The sequence below is a fragment of the Bifidobacterium aemilianum genome, from assembly GCF_003315635.1.
In the GTDB taxonomy this organism is placed as follows: Bacteria; Actinomycetota; Actinomycetes; order Actinomycetales; family Bifidobacteriaceae; genus Bifidobacterium; species Bifidobacterium aemilianum.
Genome location: NZ_PDCG01000003.1, coordinates 246,533 through 262,955, shown reverse-complemented (window position 1 = coordinate 262,955; position 16,423 = coordinate 246,533). Strand labels below are relative to the sequence as shown.

Sequence of the window (16,423 nt, the reverse complement as noted above, 5' to 3'; positions counted from 1 at the left end):
CTAAAATGTTTTCACCGGTAGAGTAGATTAGCAAGCCGATTAGCCCAATGTCAAATGGACGCAATTCCTTAGGTAGACTGAACCTGATGAGCTAGGGATAAGGATGCAGGGATGAAGATTACAGACATCGCGAACATGGCGGGAGTCTCCACTTCAACGGTGTCGAAAATCGTCAACGGCAAAGATTCGGGCATCAGCGAGGAAACGCGCAACAAGGTCCTGACCATAGTCAGGCAGTACCACTACACTCCTTACGCAAGTTCCTCGAAAAGCATGCGAACATGGACCATCGCGGTGCTGCTCCGCTCTCCAATATCCTTTGACAGCACCCTGGATGGAATCGTTCAAAAGGCCCAGGCCAACGGATACAGTATCCTGACCTTCAACAGTTACTCCTCAAGCGAACAGGAGAAACAGAACATCGCGGCCATCAACCGCCACAATGTCGACGGCATCATCTGGGAACCGGTGAGCAACGAGAGCCACGCGCGGGGGCTGGAGCTGGACGGGAAGGAACCACCGATCCTGATCATCGGACCTCATGGCGGCGATCAATCGCTCCTACTGCCCTACAAGGACGCGGCCTACCGACTCACCGAGGAGCTCATCAACCAAGGCCACAAGCGAATCGGCTGCCTGATAACCCAGGGGCGGCGCACCGAAGAGTTCCTGCATGGCTTCAAATCCTGCCTGTTCGACCATTCCGTGCCTTATCAGGATGATCTCACCTACTACGAACTCAACGACGACCTCATAGACCGAATCAGAAGAGGCGAGCTGACCGGTTTCATTGCCTCGCACTATCGCAAGGCCCTGGCCTTCTCCCAACTCGCGAAAAGCCTGCATTACCGGATTCCCTCGGACCTGTCATTGGTGTCATTGAAGAACGACGACAAGGAGGCCCTGACTTACCCCGGCGGCATCGAAATATCGACCTACACCATGCGCAACTCTGATTTCGGTTCCTACCTGTGCGGCAAGCTGATAGCTGCCATCGAACACAAGGAAGAGTCCCAAGCCTCCTTCGTCCAGGATTTCATGCTTGACAACCTAACGACCCTCGGCCGCCCGGCACCGCCCCATCTGCAAAGCATGGTGGTGGTGGGCAGCATCAATATCGACACCTATATGAAGGTGCCGGAGCTGCCCCACGAGGGAGCCACCGTCACCACCAACTCGGCCATCCGCTCCCCCGGCGGCAAGGGCATCAACCAGGCGGTGGGAGCAGCCAAACTCGGTCATCAGGTCAGCCTGATAGGCAATGTGGGAGCCGACGAGGGGGCGGATTTGGTCTTCAAGGAGCTGGTGCGCTGGGGCATTGATTCCAGCGGCATCACCCGATGCCCCCAACAGGCCACCGGCAAGGCACTGATCTTCGTTGACCCCAACGGCGAATCCATGATTTCCATACTGTCCGAAGCCAACGCCACGCTCGACACCGACAGCATCCTTCGCCAAGAGCACCTCTTTGAGCACTGCGGCTACTGTCTCATCCAATCCGAGATACCCTTGGAAGTGGTCGGGGCCGCCGCGAGAACCGCCCACCACCACCAAGCCAAGACCATTCTCAAACCCTCCTCCATCAACCATATCCCCAATGCCATCCTCAAAGACATCGACATTCTGGTGCCCAATCTCAACGAACTGGACATTATCCAGCCCGGAGACGACAGCATGGAGGAGAAAGCCAGAAAGCTGCTTGAACGCGGCGCCGGCTGCATGGTAGTGACCATGGGAGAAGAGGGTGCATACCTGCGGACCCCCAGTTGCGAGCGCTACTACCCGGCGGAGAATTTCAGCGCGGTGGACAATACCGGGGCTGGAGACGCCTTCATCAGCGCTCTGGCCTCCTATCTGATGAGGGGGTATGACATCGAGGAGGCCGTCAGCATCGCCAACTACGCCGCAGGTTCCTCCATCTCGCATCGCGGCGTGATAGGCTCCCTCATCGACCGGCTCACCCTGGACACCCACACAAACCGCATGAACCTCAACGAGTAACACCCCTCATTGCACCCACAAGAACTCCACACCGACCAAAACCCAGCAAGGGCTAAGAACTTCATACTGACAGGGAACAACCCAAGGCCCCAAAACCCATGAAGGCAGAAACATCACAAGGCCCATACACCACAGACTGACCGCAACCCCCTCAAGGCCTAGCAACCTTCAAGATCCGGAAACACTACAAGGGCAAGAAACTCAACGAGTACCAGAAAGCCTACGAGAGACAGAAACATCACACTGACAGAAAACCCGATGGTTTCTCTCCCCTCCCAACCCATCTGTTCCCAGACTCACCCCAAGGCCAAGTATCACGAGCACAAGGCCGGCACCACGTCACGTTTCGTCCCTATTTGCCCTAAGGGTGAGTCCTGATCATCACCCCGCCACCCGCGAACCGAGATTACGACCCGGCTTTCGTGTGCCCCAAGGTCACCAACCATGTTCAATCCGAGTAAAAACCATCAACCGCTCCCTTGTCCGACCACTCTCAGCGGCTCCTGCCTCTCTTTGCCGTTCATGACCCAAGCGACTCACCCCAAGGACAGATACCAGCAAGCCCCTATTGCCCTTGCGATAAGACTCCGCAACAACTGCCTCTGGGGTGAGCCATCTCCGCGGCAAGTCCACAACGACCTGATCACCAGCGCATAATCACATAACCCACTAATAACCTCTCCAAAAACACCGGGGCCACAGTCCCAGACAGGACGATTGGGGGAAGAGACAGGCCCGACTCACCCCAAGGACAGATATACAGGGAATACCCAAGGAATCAGGATGGAACTTCGCCATATACACCTCTGGGGTGAGCCGCCGGCACGACGAGTACGCGATGGCTGGATCAAAGGCGTGCAATCCCATAACCCACAAGAACCCTCACCAATAACACTGGGGCCCACAGTCCAAGGAGGGGTGAGTAGGAGAGAGGACAAGCGGGACTCACCCCAAGGCCGGGTGAGAAAGCGACTTCCAGGGAATCAGGATGAGGCTTAGCCGTAAACGCATCTGGGGTGAGCCGAAGAATCGTCCAGGAACGAAATCAATCGGGATGAACTGGTTCGGAGAAGATGAACAGAACCCCATGGGCGAAAAGAAAATGGAAAAACTAATGACGAGAAGGAAGCGAGGAAAGCCTTTTGACGAGAAGGAAAGCGAAAACGTGTTGCTGAACGAGAAAGGGGTAGGTCGATGAGCACTGGACGCTCGTGATTTTTGGGGAAGAGGGGGATGGTATGGACTATTAAGGGGGCGGGTACTAGTGGTGGGAGGCTAGCGACGTCTGGGGGGCTTGGAGACGTAGGGGTTGCCGGCGATGATGAAGCGGCGGAGGCGATGGACCGCCTTGCTGATGCCGATGCGTTCGGTCTGGGCAACGGACTCACCCCCTGCGAGTTGACCCCCGACCAGCTGCAGGGGCGGTTCGCAAAGGTCATGGCCATAGAGGCGCTTATCGACATCGAGGGCGCGGCAGAGCTTGGCTGGGCCGTTGGTGCAATTGATACCCGTCATGCCCCGTCTGGCCTCGATCCATGCCAGGCCCTCCATGGGTTCTGCGGCACGGATCAGCACGCCGGAGCCGAATCCGTCGGCGCCGGCGGTGACATTGAGACAGTAGTGCATACCGTAGGTGAAATAGACATAGGCATGGCCGGCGGGTCCGAACATGGCCCGGTTTCGCTCACTTTCGCCATGGAAGGTATGGCTTGCCGGGTCCTCTTGGTCGTAGGCCTCGGTCTCGACGATACGCACGACCATGCGCTCCTGACCGATGGTGCGGATGAACCTGCAGCCCAGGAGCCTGCGTGCCACATCGTCCGCCGATTGCTCCAGAAAATCAGGGAAGTCACCCGTGGCCATAGGCGGTCCTCCCGGGCCCGTGTCACTTGCCTCACCACAGATGGCGGTCTCAGTTGAAACAGCATCACCATGACTGGGCCCGGGGGCAGGGGCAGCATCCAAGGCGCGCTTCCCCACGTGGCCGGCAGGCGGTAGATCTCCTCGTCGCTCACCTGTAGCTGGTTGGCTAGGAGCTGGGAGAGGAATGGGCTGGGTCTCAGCCTCACCTGCAGCATGAATGCCGGAGGGGGTGGTGGCTTGGGCTGATTGGCACACGGACCCTACCTTACCCATAGCCTTAGCTTCTATATCAGTAGAGGTATTGGCCCTGTGCGCATTCATGCGTAGCCTCCCACGTTCCTTTGCCGTTCGGACCCAGCCCCTGTCGGTCCACGAGTGACTGGCCCTGTTCTTGATCGCAAGTCTGACACACATCCGCCATCACGTCAGCGGCAAGCTGGCTACACGACCCGTCACTGTCCTGTTTCTTCCCCGTCTCAGTCTTGCCTTCCTTGCCATCTCCTCTTTCTGGCGCGGACTCACCCCAGCTCCAACCCCTTGATCAAGAAAAAGCAGGGCAATTGGTGCTACTGCCTTACGCCCGCCTGGCCAGGGCCTCCAGGTCGACACCCAGGAGACGTGCCTCCTGCCCCGTCTGCCCCAAGACCAGCAAATCGGTACGGCTTAAATTGGTCACCGCCGAAGCGCCCAGGAGCGCCATGAGGGCACGAATCTGGTCAATCCAGTTACGTATTTCCACGACCAAGCCCCCCTCACCCTCCTGGGTAAAGGTGCGGAGGAAATGCCCGGACACTCCCACAGCCTGCGCCCCCAAAGCAAGGGCCTTGACCACATCCAGGGGGCTGCGAACCCCGCCCGATGCCAGGATGGCAGGCCCTGCCGGGGTTGGATAGCCGGCATCCAGCAGACACAGGGCTGTCGATTGCCCCCAGCCTCCCATATACCAATAGTCACGTCGTTCGCGCCGCTGGTTCTCGATCTGCGCAAAATCGGTGCCACCCCGCCCGCTCAGATCCACGGTGTGGATGCCGACCGAAGCCAGGAGTTCCAGCGTCTTGCGGCTGAGTCCGAAGCCGACTTCCTTGACGACCACTGGCACCGGCGATTCCTGGGCGATCTGCCCTATCCGATCAATCCAGGAGTTGAATTCCCGGTCGCCTTCGGGCATGACCATCTCCTGAACCGGGTTGACATGAATCTGCAGGGCATCCGCATCAAGCATCTCGACGGCCTGCCGGGCCTGAGCCGGTGTGACCGTTGGCCCCACGTTGGCAAAGATGAACCCGGTCAGCTCCTGCCGGATAGGCGTGAAGGTGGAGGTCAGCTGGGGGTGGCGGATGGCCGCATGTTGGGAACCTGTGGCCATGGCGATGCCCGTCGCCTGGGCCGCCCTGGCCAGACCAACGTTGATGCGGGCGGCCTGGGCCGAACCCCCAGTCATGGCGTTGATATAGATGGGAACGTGCCAGTCCGCACCACACACACTGGTCGACAAGTCGACTTGTGAGGGGTCCACGGCCGCCAGACTGTGATGGACGAAGCGAAGGTCATCGAATCCGTTGGGTTTGTAGTGGGCCTGCTGGTCCAGGGCCAGGCGGATGTGGTCATTTTTCCTACGGGAATCCGGGTTGTCGTCGGCAGACCCCGGCGCAAGCAGGGAGTCAGCCACGGCCTCGCTGACCACATGACCCTCCGTTTGCCCCGCACCGCTGGTGTCCGCTTGGGGGGACCCCGAAGAATCGGCCGTCCCATCATCAACCCCATTCACCAAAGGCCACACTTCCACCTCGGCCAAGGGCATGACCACGTTCAGCCCCAGCGGCTTTATCCCCTGCCTGGTCCAGCTCTGCCCAATCGCCTGGGCCTGGGCTTCCAAGGAGGCCTGCGGACCAGAGGATTGCCAACCCCTGCGATCCGACGCCTCCGGCCCAATGATGGCGATGCCGCAGTCACCCCCGCCGGCACCGGACGACTTGGCCGCAGCTCCAGCCACCAAGGCCGACTCGACCAGAACCTGCAGGGCCGGGGTCTCGATTGGAGTGTCGGTGAGGGTGGAGAGGCTTCGCAGCAGACTCCTGGCCTGGGCCATGGCCTCTGTGACCAGGATCATATCGGCTTGTGAAAGGGCCTGGGCTAGGCTATCCACAGCCGCATCACTCTGGGCTAGGAACTCCTGGTAGGTCGTCTCATTGCCTTGGCCACTCCCCTCCCTGACCTGAGCCACCAAGGAGGGTGTGGAGGCTGGGCTGCCGGTCCAACCGACCAGCAGACGCAGGGGGCTGAAGACATCAAAGGCCTTGATTCGGCTGATGCTCAAGCCCGGCCAGGGCTTGGAGATCAGTTGGGAGATGGGCACCCCCCCCTCAAGTGCCTCCCTGACCCATGCCCGGTCCGGAGAGCAGAAGCGTATGCAGCCGCCATAGAAGCTGGCCGCCAGGTCACCGCCAGAGCCGAGATTCTGGGCACGACCGCTCGCCAGGTAGACCAGTTTATAGGTCTCGAGCGGCTCTAGGACCAGACCGTAGAAGTCCAGCAGCGCCGAGACCGTGGCCACACAGACGGCGGCCGACGAACCCAGGCCGTATTTATGGCCGGACTGCGCATCCAGATCGCTGGAAACCTCCAGGTCGAAACACCTCATGGCCATACCCTGCTGGGCGGCCAAGGCCTCGACAGTGGTGATGGCGGCCAGCAGGTAGGCCGATTCCGAGGAGGGTGTGTCTGCAGTCAGGACACCCCTCTCCCTATGCCAGCCGGTGGAGGCCTGGGGGTGCTGGAGGGATTCGATGCGCCCGGTCTGCCAGTCGCTGCCCGTATCGCTGGTGGCCGTCACCGAGGCCGAGGCCGGGGTCCGAGCGCTCTCAGCATCAAAAACCCGAACGGTCAGGAACCGGTCCACAGCCACCAGCAGAGCTGGATGACCGGTCTCAACGACCGCGTATTCACCGGCCAGATAGAGCTTTCCCGGTGCCTGGGCCTGGCTGACCAGCCGCCGGCCACCCTTCCCTCCGTTCGGACGGAAGGAGTCTCGGCTCTCATACGATCTTGTGCTCATACGACCTTCCACCAATCACCCTTAGCTGTCAGCCAGTGACCCATAACCAAGCCCTTGCCCAGATCCATCCTCGACGCCACTTTCGGCTACCTGCTGAGGAGGGGTGCAAGAGAGCCAGCCTGACCAACGAGCTCAGCCTCACGGACCCCAGATTCGTCGAATACCCGCAAGCCGGCACCTGGCCTATGCACCTGGACCCGGCAGGCAGGCAGCATGGAACGAAGCTCATCAGCCAGCCGCTCGGCATCGCGCCCGGAGGTGAGCACCTTGACGTTCGGACCCGCATCCATGGTGGACCAAGCCGGCAGGCCCTGGCCCCGTAGCTCCTCCACGGCTCCGAGGGCTCGGATCGTCTCGGGGAGCCAATAGAGGGTCGGTGGACGCGAGGCGATCATGGCCGCATGCATCCCCATGGCATTGGCTTCCACCACGGCACCCAGCCGTTCGAGATCGCCGGTGGAGATGGCGGCCAAGGCCTCGTCAAGATCCTTGCCGCTCTGCTGGACCCAAGACTCGTAGAGAGGCGAGGTAGCTATGGTCCGCACCATGGCATCTCGACTGGAGACATGCTTCTCACGGTTGGAAATCAGGATGACCACTATGGCCAGATCCATGGAGTTGTCGACGGGCTCGGCATAGGAGCTGGCGTCGTCGTGGCCAGCGTTCCACTTGACCAGGCCACCGTATACAGACCGGCAGGCAGATCCCGAACCCCGACGGGCCAGACGGGAGAGTTCACGCCTGGATGGCCTCAGACCCGCAGCCTGGGCGGCGGCTCCCGCCAGCGCGGCGAAGGCCGAAGACGAGGAGGCAAGGCCGGCACCATAGGGCACGGTATTGGTGGAGGAGACATGCGCCGGGGCGTTGATACCAGCCTGGGCCCGCACCAGATCGAGGACCTTCGAGACACGATCAAGGACCTTGCCTGACTGTTGGACCCCGTCAATGGTCAGGCTGTCGCGACCAGAGGAAGCCGATGCCGCCACCCGGGGCCCGGACGTCCGGTCAGGCACGCCTGGCAGGTCCCGCTGCGCAGGAGGCATGGCTCCTCTGCCATTGCCGACAAACTCCACCGTGGTTTCAGTCGACAGACCGTCAAGGGTCAGGGACAGGCTTGATGTCCGTGGGATGATCAGGGCCTCATCCGCCTTGCCCCAGTACTTGATCAAAGCGATGTTGGCGTTGGCGAGCGCACTGGCGCGCCCCCGCCCCAGGCCGGACTCCTCATGTTTCCCGACCTCGTCCTGTCTGCTTGTTCTTGAATCCATACCTCAACTCTAAACATGGGAAGCTCCCGGTCGACCGCCAACCGGCAAGCGTCCCCACTATCCCCACTATCGGGAATGTGGGACGGCCTGCAAGCAGGCAACCAGACAAAGCAGGTGCCGCTGAGGGCCCGAACCAGCAGGGCCTTAGGCCGCCATCTGGTGAATCCAGACCTCTGTGGCCCCCTGGTCGGTCAGACCGGCGCGGATCCGATCGGCGCAAGCGGCATCCGGAGCCAGGGCCAGCATGCAGCCACCGAGGCCGCCGCCGGTCAGCTTGGCGCCCAGGGCACCGCAGGAGCGGGCGACGCCTACCAACCGGTCGAGGGTGGGATGGCCCACATTGAGGGAGTCAAGAAGAATTTGGGCCTGGTCCATACGCCCGCCCAGTCGGCTCATGGCGCCGGATTCCAGGTCCTTGATGGCGGCCGAGGCCTGGTCCCCCAGCGAGGAGAGAATCCCCCCGATCCTTGCCGGATCCTTCTCGTAGGAGCTACGCACCCCCTCGACGGCCTCTTTGGTGCTCCCGGCCACGCCGGTGTCTGCGATGACCAGGTAGCCGGACCCATGCAGGCTGATCTCCTCCATGTTCCCATGGTCGAACAGGACCGGATCCTGGCCCGAAGTGGTGGCCGCATCCAAACCCGAAGGATGGCCGTGCGTAACGATTTCCGCCTGGTTGGTCAGGCTCAGCAGCTGTTCACGACTGACACGCACCATGGCATCGTAGGCATCCAGGATGGCATGGATCACCGCCCCAGCGGCAGCGGCGGAGGACCCCAGGCCCCGGCCGGCGGGAAAGTCGGAGACGGTGCGGATGGAGAAGCCATGCTCAGCCCTGGGGCCGTAGCCCTTCTGCTCCACGAAATCCAAGGTCACCTCAAGGGCACGGCGCAGACCGGCGAAGCGGTCCCCCGACGCTTCCAGCGGCCCCTCATAATCCAGGGCCTTGAGCATGGGCTCGCTCCCCTGCGATACTGGCGTGACCCAGGCCTGCATCTTCAGGTCGCGCAGGGGTAGGGCCAGGGCCGGGTGTCCGTAGACCACGGAGTGCTCACCCATCAGGATCGTCTTGGCCCAGGTCTGGCCATATCCGGAGTGGGGTAGGTCACCTTCGTGCCGCAGTTCCCCTGCGGGACCAGCCTCATGCATCGCCATATGTCCCTCCTGGTTATCCAAGGCAGTCGCCCCCCTATTCTCTACACTCATGTTCCACCTCACTGTTTGCCTAATCGTTGGCTAGGTTGATGTTCCCGTCAGTTCGGCAGTCCGACAAGCGCTTAGTCACTATCCCTTTGATTGTAGGTATAAGTTTGTGTCCATCCGGCGGATATAGGTAGAGATAATGGAAATCTTGTCGCACAAGCCCTCTGGGACCAGCAGGCGAACCTACGTGCCTGGCGGCCATGCTCCCAGGTGGACCCGCGTCCCCTGTGCGAACCGGGCATCGAACACAGACCAGCCCCGGCTCCCTGACCCCTTGTACCGGCCACAGCGGGTGCGGGGTTCCTACCGGCCCGCAGTGAGATTTGTGCTGGCGCAAATCCCGCTGGCCGCAGGGGCCCCGCTTTGCCGAACGGGTATTATTCCCTAGACTGGGGCTATGACTACAGCCTCTCCACAGGGACAGCCCCTGGTCTCCATCATCGTTCCCATCTACAACGCCGAGGACTACCTCCCCTTCTGCCTGGATTCGATTCTGGGCCAGTCCTATGGGAATCTTCAGGTCCTCTTGGTCGATGACGGTTCCAAGGACTCCTCCGCCCAGATCTGCGACCAGTATGCTGCCGAGGACCCCCGCATCGAGGTGATCCATCAAAGCAACGGAGGCATCGGCATGGCCCAGAATGCCGGATTGGATGCAGCCCGGGGCCAGTACATAGCCTTCGCCGACAACGACGACATCCTTGACCGCAGGAATATAGAGCTTCTGGCTGTCGCCTTGCAGACCACCGGCGCGGACATGAGCAAGGCCCGCTGGCGGCAGTTCGGCCTGTCACAACTGACACAAGTGACACAGGAAGCGGCCACTGGGGCCCCTGACCCCAGCAGTATCACCGTCTTTGAGAACCCGCTGCGGGCCTATCAATCCGTCTTCTGTAAATCGTTCAGACTCCTTGGCGACTTCCTTGGCCGCAAGACCGAAGCCCGCTATTTCAACGAGGCCAACTGGTGCCGGCTCTACAGGGCGGGAGTCTGGCAGGGCGTGCGTTTCCCCGAGGGCATGTACGCCCAGGATGTGATGGTCGCCGGCAGGCTCTACGAACGTATGAAAAAAGTGGCCGACCTTGACGTCAATCTCTACAACTGGCTGCAATCCCCCGGGTCGGTCACCCACGCCGAACGTGGCTTTGGCTTCCACCACGACAACTTCGCCGCAGGGGCCGCCAACTTCCGCCTGGCCCATGTCCATGGGATCACCCCCATGCGCAGCTATTACACCATGGCCAGCGCTTTGGATGCCCAAGCCCAACTGGCGGCGCAGGATCAGGGCTTGGCCCAAGCCTACGGCAGGGACCGCAGGCAAGCCCATGAACTGTTGGCCTCCCTAGGCCCTGTGCGGCGGGCCAACTGCCTGCTGCACCGATGCGTGCGCTCCGCGGAGAAACGCGTATATGACAGGAAGATCAAGAACATGAGCTAGCCGGCGGCAGGGAAGGCCCAGCTTCCAGCGGCTCACTAGGATCGCCGTTGGCCGTTGGCGGCCAGCTGGCGGCCGGCATTATGACCGAGGGCCCGACCTTGGGAAAGCCGGACCCCCAACCTGCACAACTCAGACCTTACGGACCCAGAAGTTTCCGGACGTCCTGGAAAGGTTGGGATTGTAATAGGGATCATCGTCGATGATGTCGGCATAGCGCGCCATGAACTTCTTGCCCTCAGCCTTCAGCCGCTCCATCTTGGCCTTGCTCTTGACGTCGTAGCCCCTGGTCACCGACTCATAGTGGTAGAGCTCCACTTCGTGGGCCCAGACGATGTCACGCCCAAGCCTCTGACTGATACGCAGGCACAGGTCAACATCGTTATAGGCCACAGCCAGATCCTCGTCAAACCCTCCGACGGCGGCGAAGTCCTCGGCCTTGACCATGCAGCAAGCCGCGGTCACCGCCGAATAGTTGACGTTCTCCACCAATCGGCCGAAATAGCCCAGGTAGGTCCGGGGAGATCCAACCAGAATATGACCGGCAGGGCCTCCGAGCCCCAAGACGATGCCCGCATGCTGAATGGTCTCGATGAGATAGTAGAGCTTGGCGCCTACCACTCCAACCCGCTTCAACTGGGCGAAAGAGACCATGCGGGTCATCCAGCAATCACTGATGACCTCCGTATCGTCGTTGAGGAAGAGCAGGTACTTGCCCTTGGCATGCTGTGCTGCGCGGTTGTTGATCGTCGAGAAGTTGAAGGGCATGTCGATCTTCTCCGCCCTGAACCGCTCGCCCAACTCCTCCTGGTATTGCCGGTACAGGTCCCACATGTGGGGGTTGGTGCTGCCGTTATCCGCCACGATGATCTCATAGTTGGGGTAATCGGTCCGCTCGATAAGCGAATCCACGCACCGTTTGATGTTGTCGTAACCGTTCTTGGTCGGTATGATCACCGAGACCAGAGCGGGATCGTCGATCTGATAGTGAACATCGTAGATTCCGGCAGGACCCTCAGCAAGGACCTCGGCCTTGATGCCCCGCCTGTCCATGGCAGATTGGAGCGCTTTGAGCCCGGCGTCGGAAGCATAGCTCTTGGCGCCTCCGGATGAGGCCGTGGAGGTCGGCAGTGTCCGCCAGTGGTAGAGCACCTTGGCGATATGACGGATCCGTGAGGGCTGGGTCCGCTCAGTGAAACGCAGGACCAGATCGTAATCCTGGGATCCTTCAAAACCTGGACGGAAGCCGCCGATCTGCCGGACTATGGAGGTCCGGTAGAGGCCGAAGTGGCTGATGTAGTTGGTGCTCAAGAGCAGGTCAGGAGCATAGTCGGGCTTGAAATGGGGGTCGAAGCGATGCCCCTTCTCATCAATCTTATCCTCATCACTATAGATCATGTCGGTCTCAGGATGCTGGTTCAGGCACTTGACCATCTCATAGAGGGCCTGGGGGGCCAACTCATCATCGTTGTCCAAGAGCCCGACGAATTCCCCCTCGGCAATCTCCAGGGCGGAATTCGTGGCACGGGAGATGTGCCCGTTCTCCTGGCGGAAGACGACCTTGATGCGGCAGTCACTGGCCGCCATCTCCTCCAGCAGTGGCTTGACATGGGGTTGCGTGGAGCAGTCATCGGCCAGGCAGAGCTGCCAGTTGTCGTAGTACTGGTTCCTGATGGAGTCGACACAGGCCTTAAGCCAGGTGGCGTCCACGTTGTACACGGGGACCAGCAAGGAGATGAGCGGACGATGGCTGAATGCCTTGATCTCCTCCTCCACGACATTGGGCTGGTAACGCTCCTGGGAACGAATCAGCTTCTTGTAGTCATACTTCTGCAGGTGGGGGGAGACATACTTGTCGATCAACCGCTTGACCATGGTGCGCGGATGGCGCAGCAGCGCCAACTTGCGCAAGAGCGATCCCAGTACCGTCTTGAAGCGCGACTGCCGCTCGGGGAAGACCAGCTCCTCCCGGTCCTGCGACGTGGATACCGTCAGCACCGGCTTGACCTGATGGAGATCGGCCTGATCGCCCACAACAGCTACCTTGGCCTCGAACCCAAGCTTGGCATCTGCGGGAACAGGGTAGAGGCTGTTCACGTCAGGCCGTGACAGTTGCTTAACCTGCCGCAGTGTGGCCCAGGGCACCTCCTCCATGCCGAGGGTGACCTGCTCCCCGGCCATCTGGTCCACAGCCCAGCCGGAGACCAGGATACTGAGCCCATCGGGAGCCACCTCGATGCTGTCGATGGAACTCTCGATGCAGACCTCCTCGTCCATATCAGGCGGGAAGCAGACCGTGCCGAAGGGGTCCTCAAGCCCCTTGTGCTGCCGGAGGTACTGGAAAATCAGGGGCCTGAGTATGCCCATGTGCTTAGGTTTGCTGTCGACAAAGACCGAGTAGGGTTCCCACAGGGCGCGCAGGCCAGCCTGCCGGTACATTCTCTGGGAGAAGTCAATGCCCTGTATGCCGGGGGCCAACTCCTCGTTGAAGCCCCCCAAGGACACGAAGTCCTCCCTACCGACCAACATGCAGTCCTCCGTCACGGCGAACATATCGTGGGGCAGCAAGTCCCGGAAATAATAGCCTATGCCGTGATCCAGCTGACCGCGCATCTCGAAGGGTTGCCTTCCCTTGAGGGCACGCAGGGTCATACCCACGTTGAGGACACGCTGGCGGGAATCCATGATCTTGCCACCCACGAGACCGATTCCCTCTCCACGGCTGGCATTGACCATCTCCTGGAGCCACAGGGGATCGCGCGGCACCAGGCCGTCAAGAAAGACCAGAAGGTCCTCGCTGCGCTCCTGGGCCAGCTGGTTGGGTTTGGCATCCCCAACCGGCACGATGGTGACCTTGGAGTACTTGGTGTTCTCCTTCAAGGCACGCAGGGCGGCCTTACCGTAGGAGGATGCCAGAACGGCCACACTGGGGGCTTCGCCCTCATAATCAATCCTGTATGTGCCCAGGTTGTCGAGCATACGGACCGAACCGGTCAGTCCGCGGCGTTTCAGGGCCTCTTCCAGGACCTTGCCACCGGCCTCGTAGGCGTACATCTTGCTATAGGGGTCCCCCGCCACGGAGGATGCCAGGGTGCGCCAGTGGTAGAGGATCCTGCCGATATGATGGATGCGCTGGGCCGATTCGGTGGCCCTGAGCACGAAGTCATAGTCCTGGCTGCCGTCGAACTCGGAACGCAGGGGGCCCACATGGTCAAGAAGGCCCTTGGAGACCACCACGAAGTGCGTGATGTAGTTGTGGGACAGCAGCAGGTCGGGAGAGAAGCCGGGCTTGAAGAAGGGATCGAAGCGGGTTCCGTCCTCGGTCATCTTGTCCTCATCGGTATAGATGAAGTCGATGGTCGGGTCCTGGTTCAGGGCCTGGACGACAAAGAACAGGGCCTGGGGGGCCAGCTCATCATCATTGTCCATAAAACCGATGTACTCGCCGGTGGCCAGGTCCAGGGCTGAGTTGGTTGCAGCCGAGATGCCGCCGTTCTCCTGCCGAAAGGCGAGCTTGATACGCTCATCGCTGGCAGCCAATTCCTCCAGCAGGGGCCTCACGTGGCCGGAGGGGGAATGGTCATCGGCCAGGCATAGCTCCCAGTTGGTATACCACTGCCGCTGCATGGAGTCCACGCACTTGCGCAGCCATTCCTCTTCCACGTTGTAGACCGGCACGACGATGGAGATGAGCGGATTGCGGTCAAAGGCCCGCATCTGCCCCTCAGCCACAGCCTGGCTCATCACCTCGTGCTGCCGTATCCAGTCCTGGTAGCTATCCTGTTCCGGAGTCCGGCGACGTTTCAGCACCGAGGTGAGCACTGCGAAACCCTCGGGAGTCCAAGCCCTTAGGATTGTTCTGGAGATGCGCTTGAACCTCTTGGTTCTGGCCTCCTTCTTCAGGCTTCCCGCGATCTCCTCGACCGTGACGGTCTTGGTGACGTGCCTGCCCTGCAGGTTGATGGTGAAGGTCAAGGCCTCTACCCCGGCTGGAAGTTCGATGACAAAGCCAGCCTTGGCCCGCTTGTCCAGGTCGAACATGGCGATGAGGTCGGTCCTCAGCACTCTGGTGACCAGCAGCCCACTGGCCTGGGGCCGCTGGGCTGCCTGCGATGCCGGTGGGGTCGTTGGGCCTGCGGCTTCAACGGCAAAATCCAGGGCCTGCCTGCCGGAAAGGTCAACAGCCCAGCCGGAGATGGTTCCTGCCTTATCAGCGGCCTCCAGCCCTTCCACGGCACTGTCGATTTCGATATGACAGTCCTCGGTATTGAAGAAATTCACTGTCCAACCTCACTCGCGCGACTCACAACAACCCAAATGCTCTCAGGCGCCGACCCGGCCATGAACCCGCCGACCAGCGCCTTTCCCTTTTACTGCAACGTCATGGAGACCCTAGGATGGGTCATGCTCTCATTGAACCTCAGGGCGTTCTTGATCTGGAACTGGTAGATGCCAATCTGCCGGAAGAGCGTCGTCTCCCCCGACGCAATGGCCACGTCAACCCTATAGTCGCTGGAGGCGAAGATATTCTCGATGTCGAAGGTCATCCGATGCTCACCGGTGGTGAAGACCCTATCCTTGCCGTCCAGGGAACTGGCCATTGACAGACTGAGCCTGCCCTGACTGTCGATGAGGCTGAAGGAGAGCACGGCGTCCTCAATGTCCCGGTCGCACTTGAAGGAGAAGACCAGCGAGAAGTCCTGGTTGATGTCCAACTGATGGTTTTTCTCACCGTCCGCCGTGGTCACCACGTCGGTCATCCTGACCCCATCGCCCACTTCCAGGCGGATGGCCTCGTTCTCCTTCTCCAGCTGCTTGCCCTCCTGCTCGAGGAAGGAGCTGGAGTATGCATCGGCGACCTCGTTGGGGGAACCGAACTTCTTGACGATGCCATCCTGGATGAGCATGGCCTTGTTGCAGAAGCGCCGCACATCCGCCATGGAGTGCGTGACCAGGATGATGGTCTTCTTCTCGCGTTTGGCCTGGAAGAAGTAATCCTGGCACTTCTTTTGGAAGGCCTCATCACCCACGGCCAGCACCTCATCCAAGACCAGGATGTCGCCCTGGGACTTGATGGCCACGGAGAAGGCCAGTCGAACCTGCATACCGGAGGAGTAGTTCTTGAGCTTCTGCTCCATGAAGTCGCCGAGTTCGGCAAAGTCGACGATATCGTCGTACATGTCGTCGATCTCGGTTTTGGTGAAGCCCAGCATGGCTCCGTTCAGGTATACATTCTCCCGCCCGGTCAGTTCCGGGTTGAAGCCAACGCCGAGCTCGATGAAGGGAACCAGCTTACCGTTGACCTGAACACTTCCCTTATTGGGCGTATATATCTGGGAGATGATCTTCAGCAGGGTCGATTTGCCTGAACCGTTCTTGCCGACGATGCCGAAGAAGTCACCCTTCTCAATCTCAAAACTCACGTCCTTGAGCACATGCTGAGTGGTGAATCCCGACTTCTTATGCCGCACGATATTGAAGAGGGCGCCCTTGAGGCTGCTGACCCGCTCGGTGGGCAGTTGGAAGTCCTTGGAGACATGGCTGACGCGCAGGGCCACATGGTTGGGCAGTGCCTGCTTGGCTGCGATATTCTTCATC

At 60.5% G+C, this 16,423-nt stretch carries 9 protein-coding genes; 3 read left to right on the top strand and 6 right to left on the bottom strand.

Annotated features, from left to right (window positions below; translation table 11 throughout):
- Nucleotides 1–111 precede the first annotated feature (111 nt).
- Both CRD60_RS04850 and CRD60_RS08645 read left to right on the top strand, forming a co-directional pair.
- Entirely contained in the window at nucleotides 112–2,001 is a 1,890-nt protein-coding gene (locus CRD60_RS04850) for a PfkB family carbohydrate kinase (RefSeq protein WP_113860162.1), read from the top strand.
- Between the two features lie 988 nt (nucleotides 2,002–2,989).
- Entirely contained in the window at nucleotides 2,990–3,199 is a 210-nt protein-coding gene (locus CRD60_RS08645; protein ID WP_127975644.1) for a hypothetical protein, read from the top strand.
- Between the two features lie 77 nt (nucleotides 3,200–3,276).
- On the opposite strand, the gene CRD60_RS04845 is transcribed toward CRD60_RS08645, so the two are convergent.
- The 4 genes from CRD60_RS04845 to mvk all read right to left on the bottom strand — a co-directional run bounded on the left by CRD60_RS04845 (nucleotide 3,277) and on the right by mvk (nucleotide 9,342).
- Nucleotides 3,277–3,864, bottom strand: coding sequence for a DNA-3-methyladenine glycosylase (locus CRD60_RS04845; RefSeq protein WP_113860161.1), 588 nt, complete (start codon nucleotides 3,862–3,864; stop codon nucleotides 3,277–3,279).
- A gap of 574 nt (nucleotides 3,865–4,438) precedes the next feature.
- Entirely contained in the window at nucleotides 4,439–6,919 is a 2,481-nt protein-coding gene (fni, locus tag CRD60_RS04840; RefSeq protein WP_113860160.1) for a type 2 isopentenyl-diphosphate Delta-isomerase, read from the bottom strand.
- Between the two features lie 86 nt (nucleotides 6,920–7,005).
- Nucleotides 7,006–8,187, bottom strand: a complete 1,182-nt coding sequence (mvaD, locus tag CRD60_RS04835; protein ID WP_113860159.1) for a diphosphomevalonate decarboxylase — start codon at nucleotides 8,185–8,187, stop codon at nucleotides 7,006–7,008.
- A 144-nt stretch (nucleotides 8,188–8,331) separates the two neighbouring features.
- Entirely contained in the window at nucleotides 8,332–9,342 is a 1,011-nt protein-coding gene (mvk, locus tag CRD60_RS04830; RefSeq protein WP_201737207.1) for a mevalonate kinase, read from the bottom strand.
- A gap of 445 nt (nucleotides 9,343–9,787) precedes the next feature.
- Between mvk and CRD60_RS04825 the strand changes: the two genes are divergently transcribed.
- A complete protein-coding gene (locus tag CRD60_RS04825) occupies nucleotides 9,788–10,828 on the top strand; it encodes a glycosyltransferase family 2 protein (protein ID WP_113860158.1) in 1,041 nt (346 codons plus the stop codon).
- A 129-nt stretch (nucleotides 10,829–10,957) separates the two neighbouring features.
- On the opposite strand, the gene CRD60_RS04820 is transcribed toward CRD60_RS04825, so the two are convergent.
- Nucleotides 10,958–15,106, bottom strand: a complete 4,149-nt coding sequence (locus tag CRD60_RS04820; RefSeq protein ID WP_113860157.1) for a glycosyltransferase — start codon at nucleotides 15,104–15,106, stop codon at nucleotides 10,958–10,960.
- 89 nt (nucleotides 15,107–15,195) lie between these two features.
- Nucleotides 15,196–16,422: an ABC transporter ATP-binding protein gene (locus tag CRD60_RS04815; RefSeq protein ID WP_113860227.1), complete on the bottom strand. Its 1,227-nt coding sequence runs from the start codon at nucleotides 16,420–16,422 to the stop codon at nucleotides 15,196–15,198.
- Nucleotide 16,423: the final 1 nt, after the last annotated feature.

What these genes read in the sequence shown, in the direction of transcription:
- CRD60_RS08645 (WP_127975644.1), top strand. Translation starts at nt 2,990, where the DNA reads ATGAGGCTTAGCCGTAAACGCATCTGGGGTGAGCCGAAGAATCGTCCA.
- CRD60_RS04815 (WP_113860227.1), bottom strand. Translation starts at nt 16,422, where the DNA reads ATGAAGAATATCGCAGCCAAGCAGGCACTGCCCAACCATGTGGCCCTG.
- fni (WP_113860160.1), bottom strand. Translation starts at nt 6,919, where the DNA reads ATGAGCACAAGATCGTATGAGAGCCGAGACTCCTTCCGTCCGAACGGA.
- CRD60_RS04845 (WP_113860161.1), bottom strand. Translation starts at nt 3,864, where the DNA reads ATGGCCACGGGTGACTTCCCTGATTTTCTGGAGCAATCGGCGGACGAT.
- mvk (WP_201737207.1), bottom strand. Translation starts at nt 9,342, where the DNA reads ATGGCGATGCATGAGGCTGGTCCCGCAGGGGAACTGCGGCACGAAGGT.
- CRD60_RS04850 (WP_113860162.1), top strand. Translation starts at nt 112, where the DNA reads ATGAAGATTACAGACATCGCGAACATGGCGGGAGTCTCCACTTCAACG.
- mvaD (WP_113860159.1), bottom strand. Translation starts at nt 8,187, where the DNA reads ATGGATTCAAGAACAAGCAGACAGGACGAGGTCGGGAAACATGAGGAG.
- CRD60_RS04825 (WP_113860158.1), top strand. Translation starts at nt 9,788, where the DNA reads ATGACTACAGCCTCTCCACAGGGACAGCCCCTGGTCTCCATCATCGTT.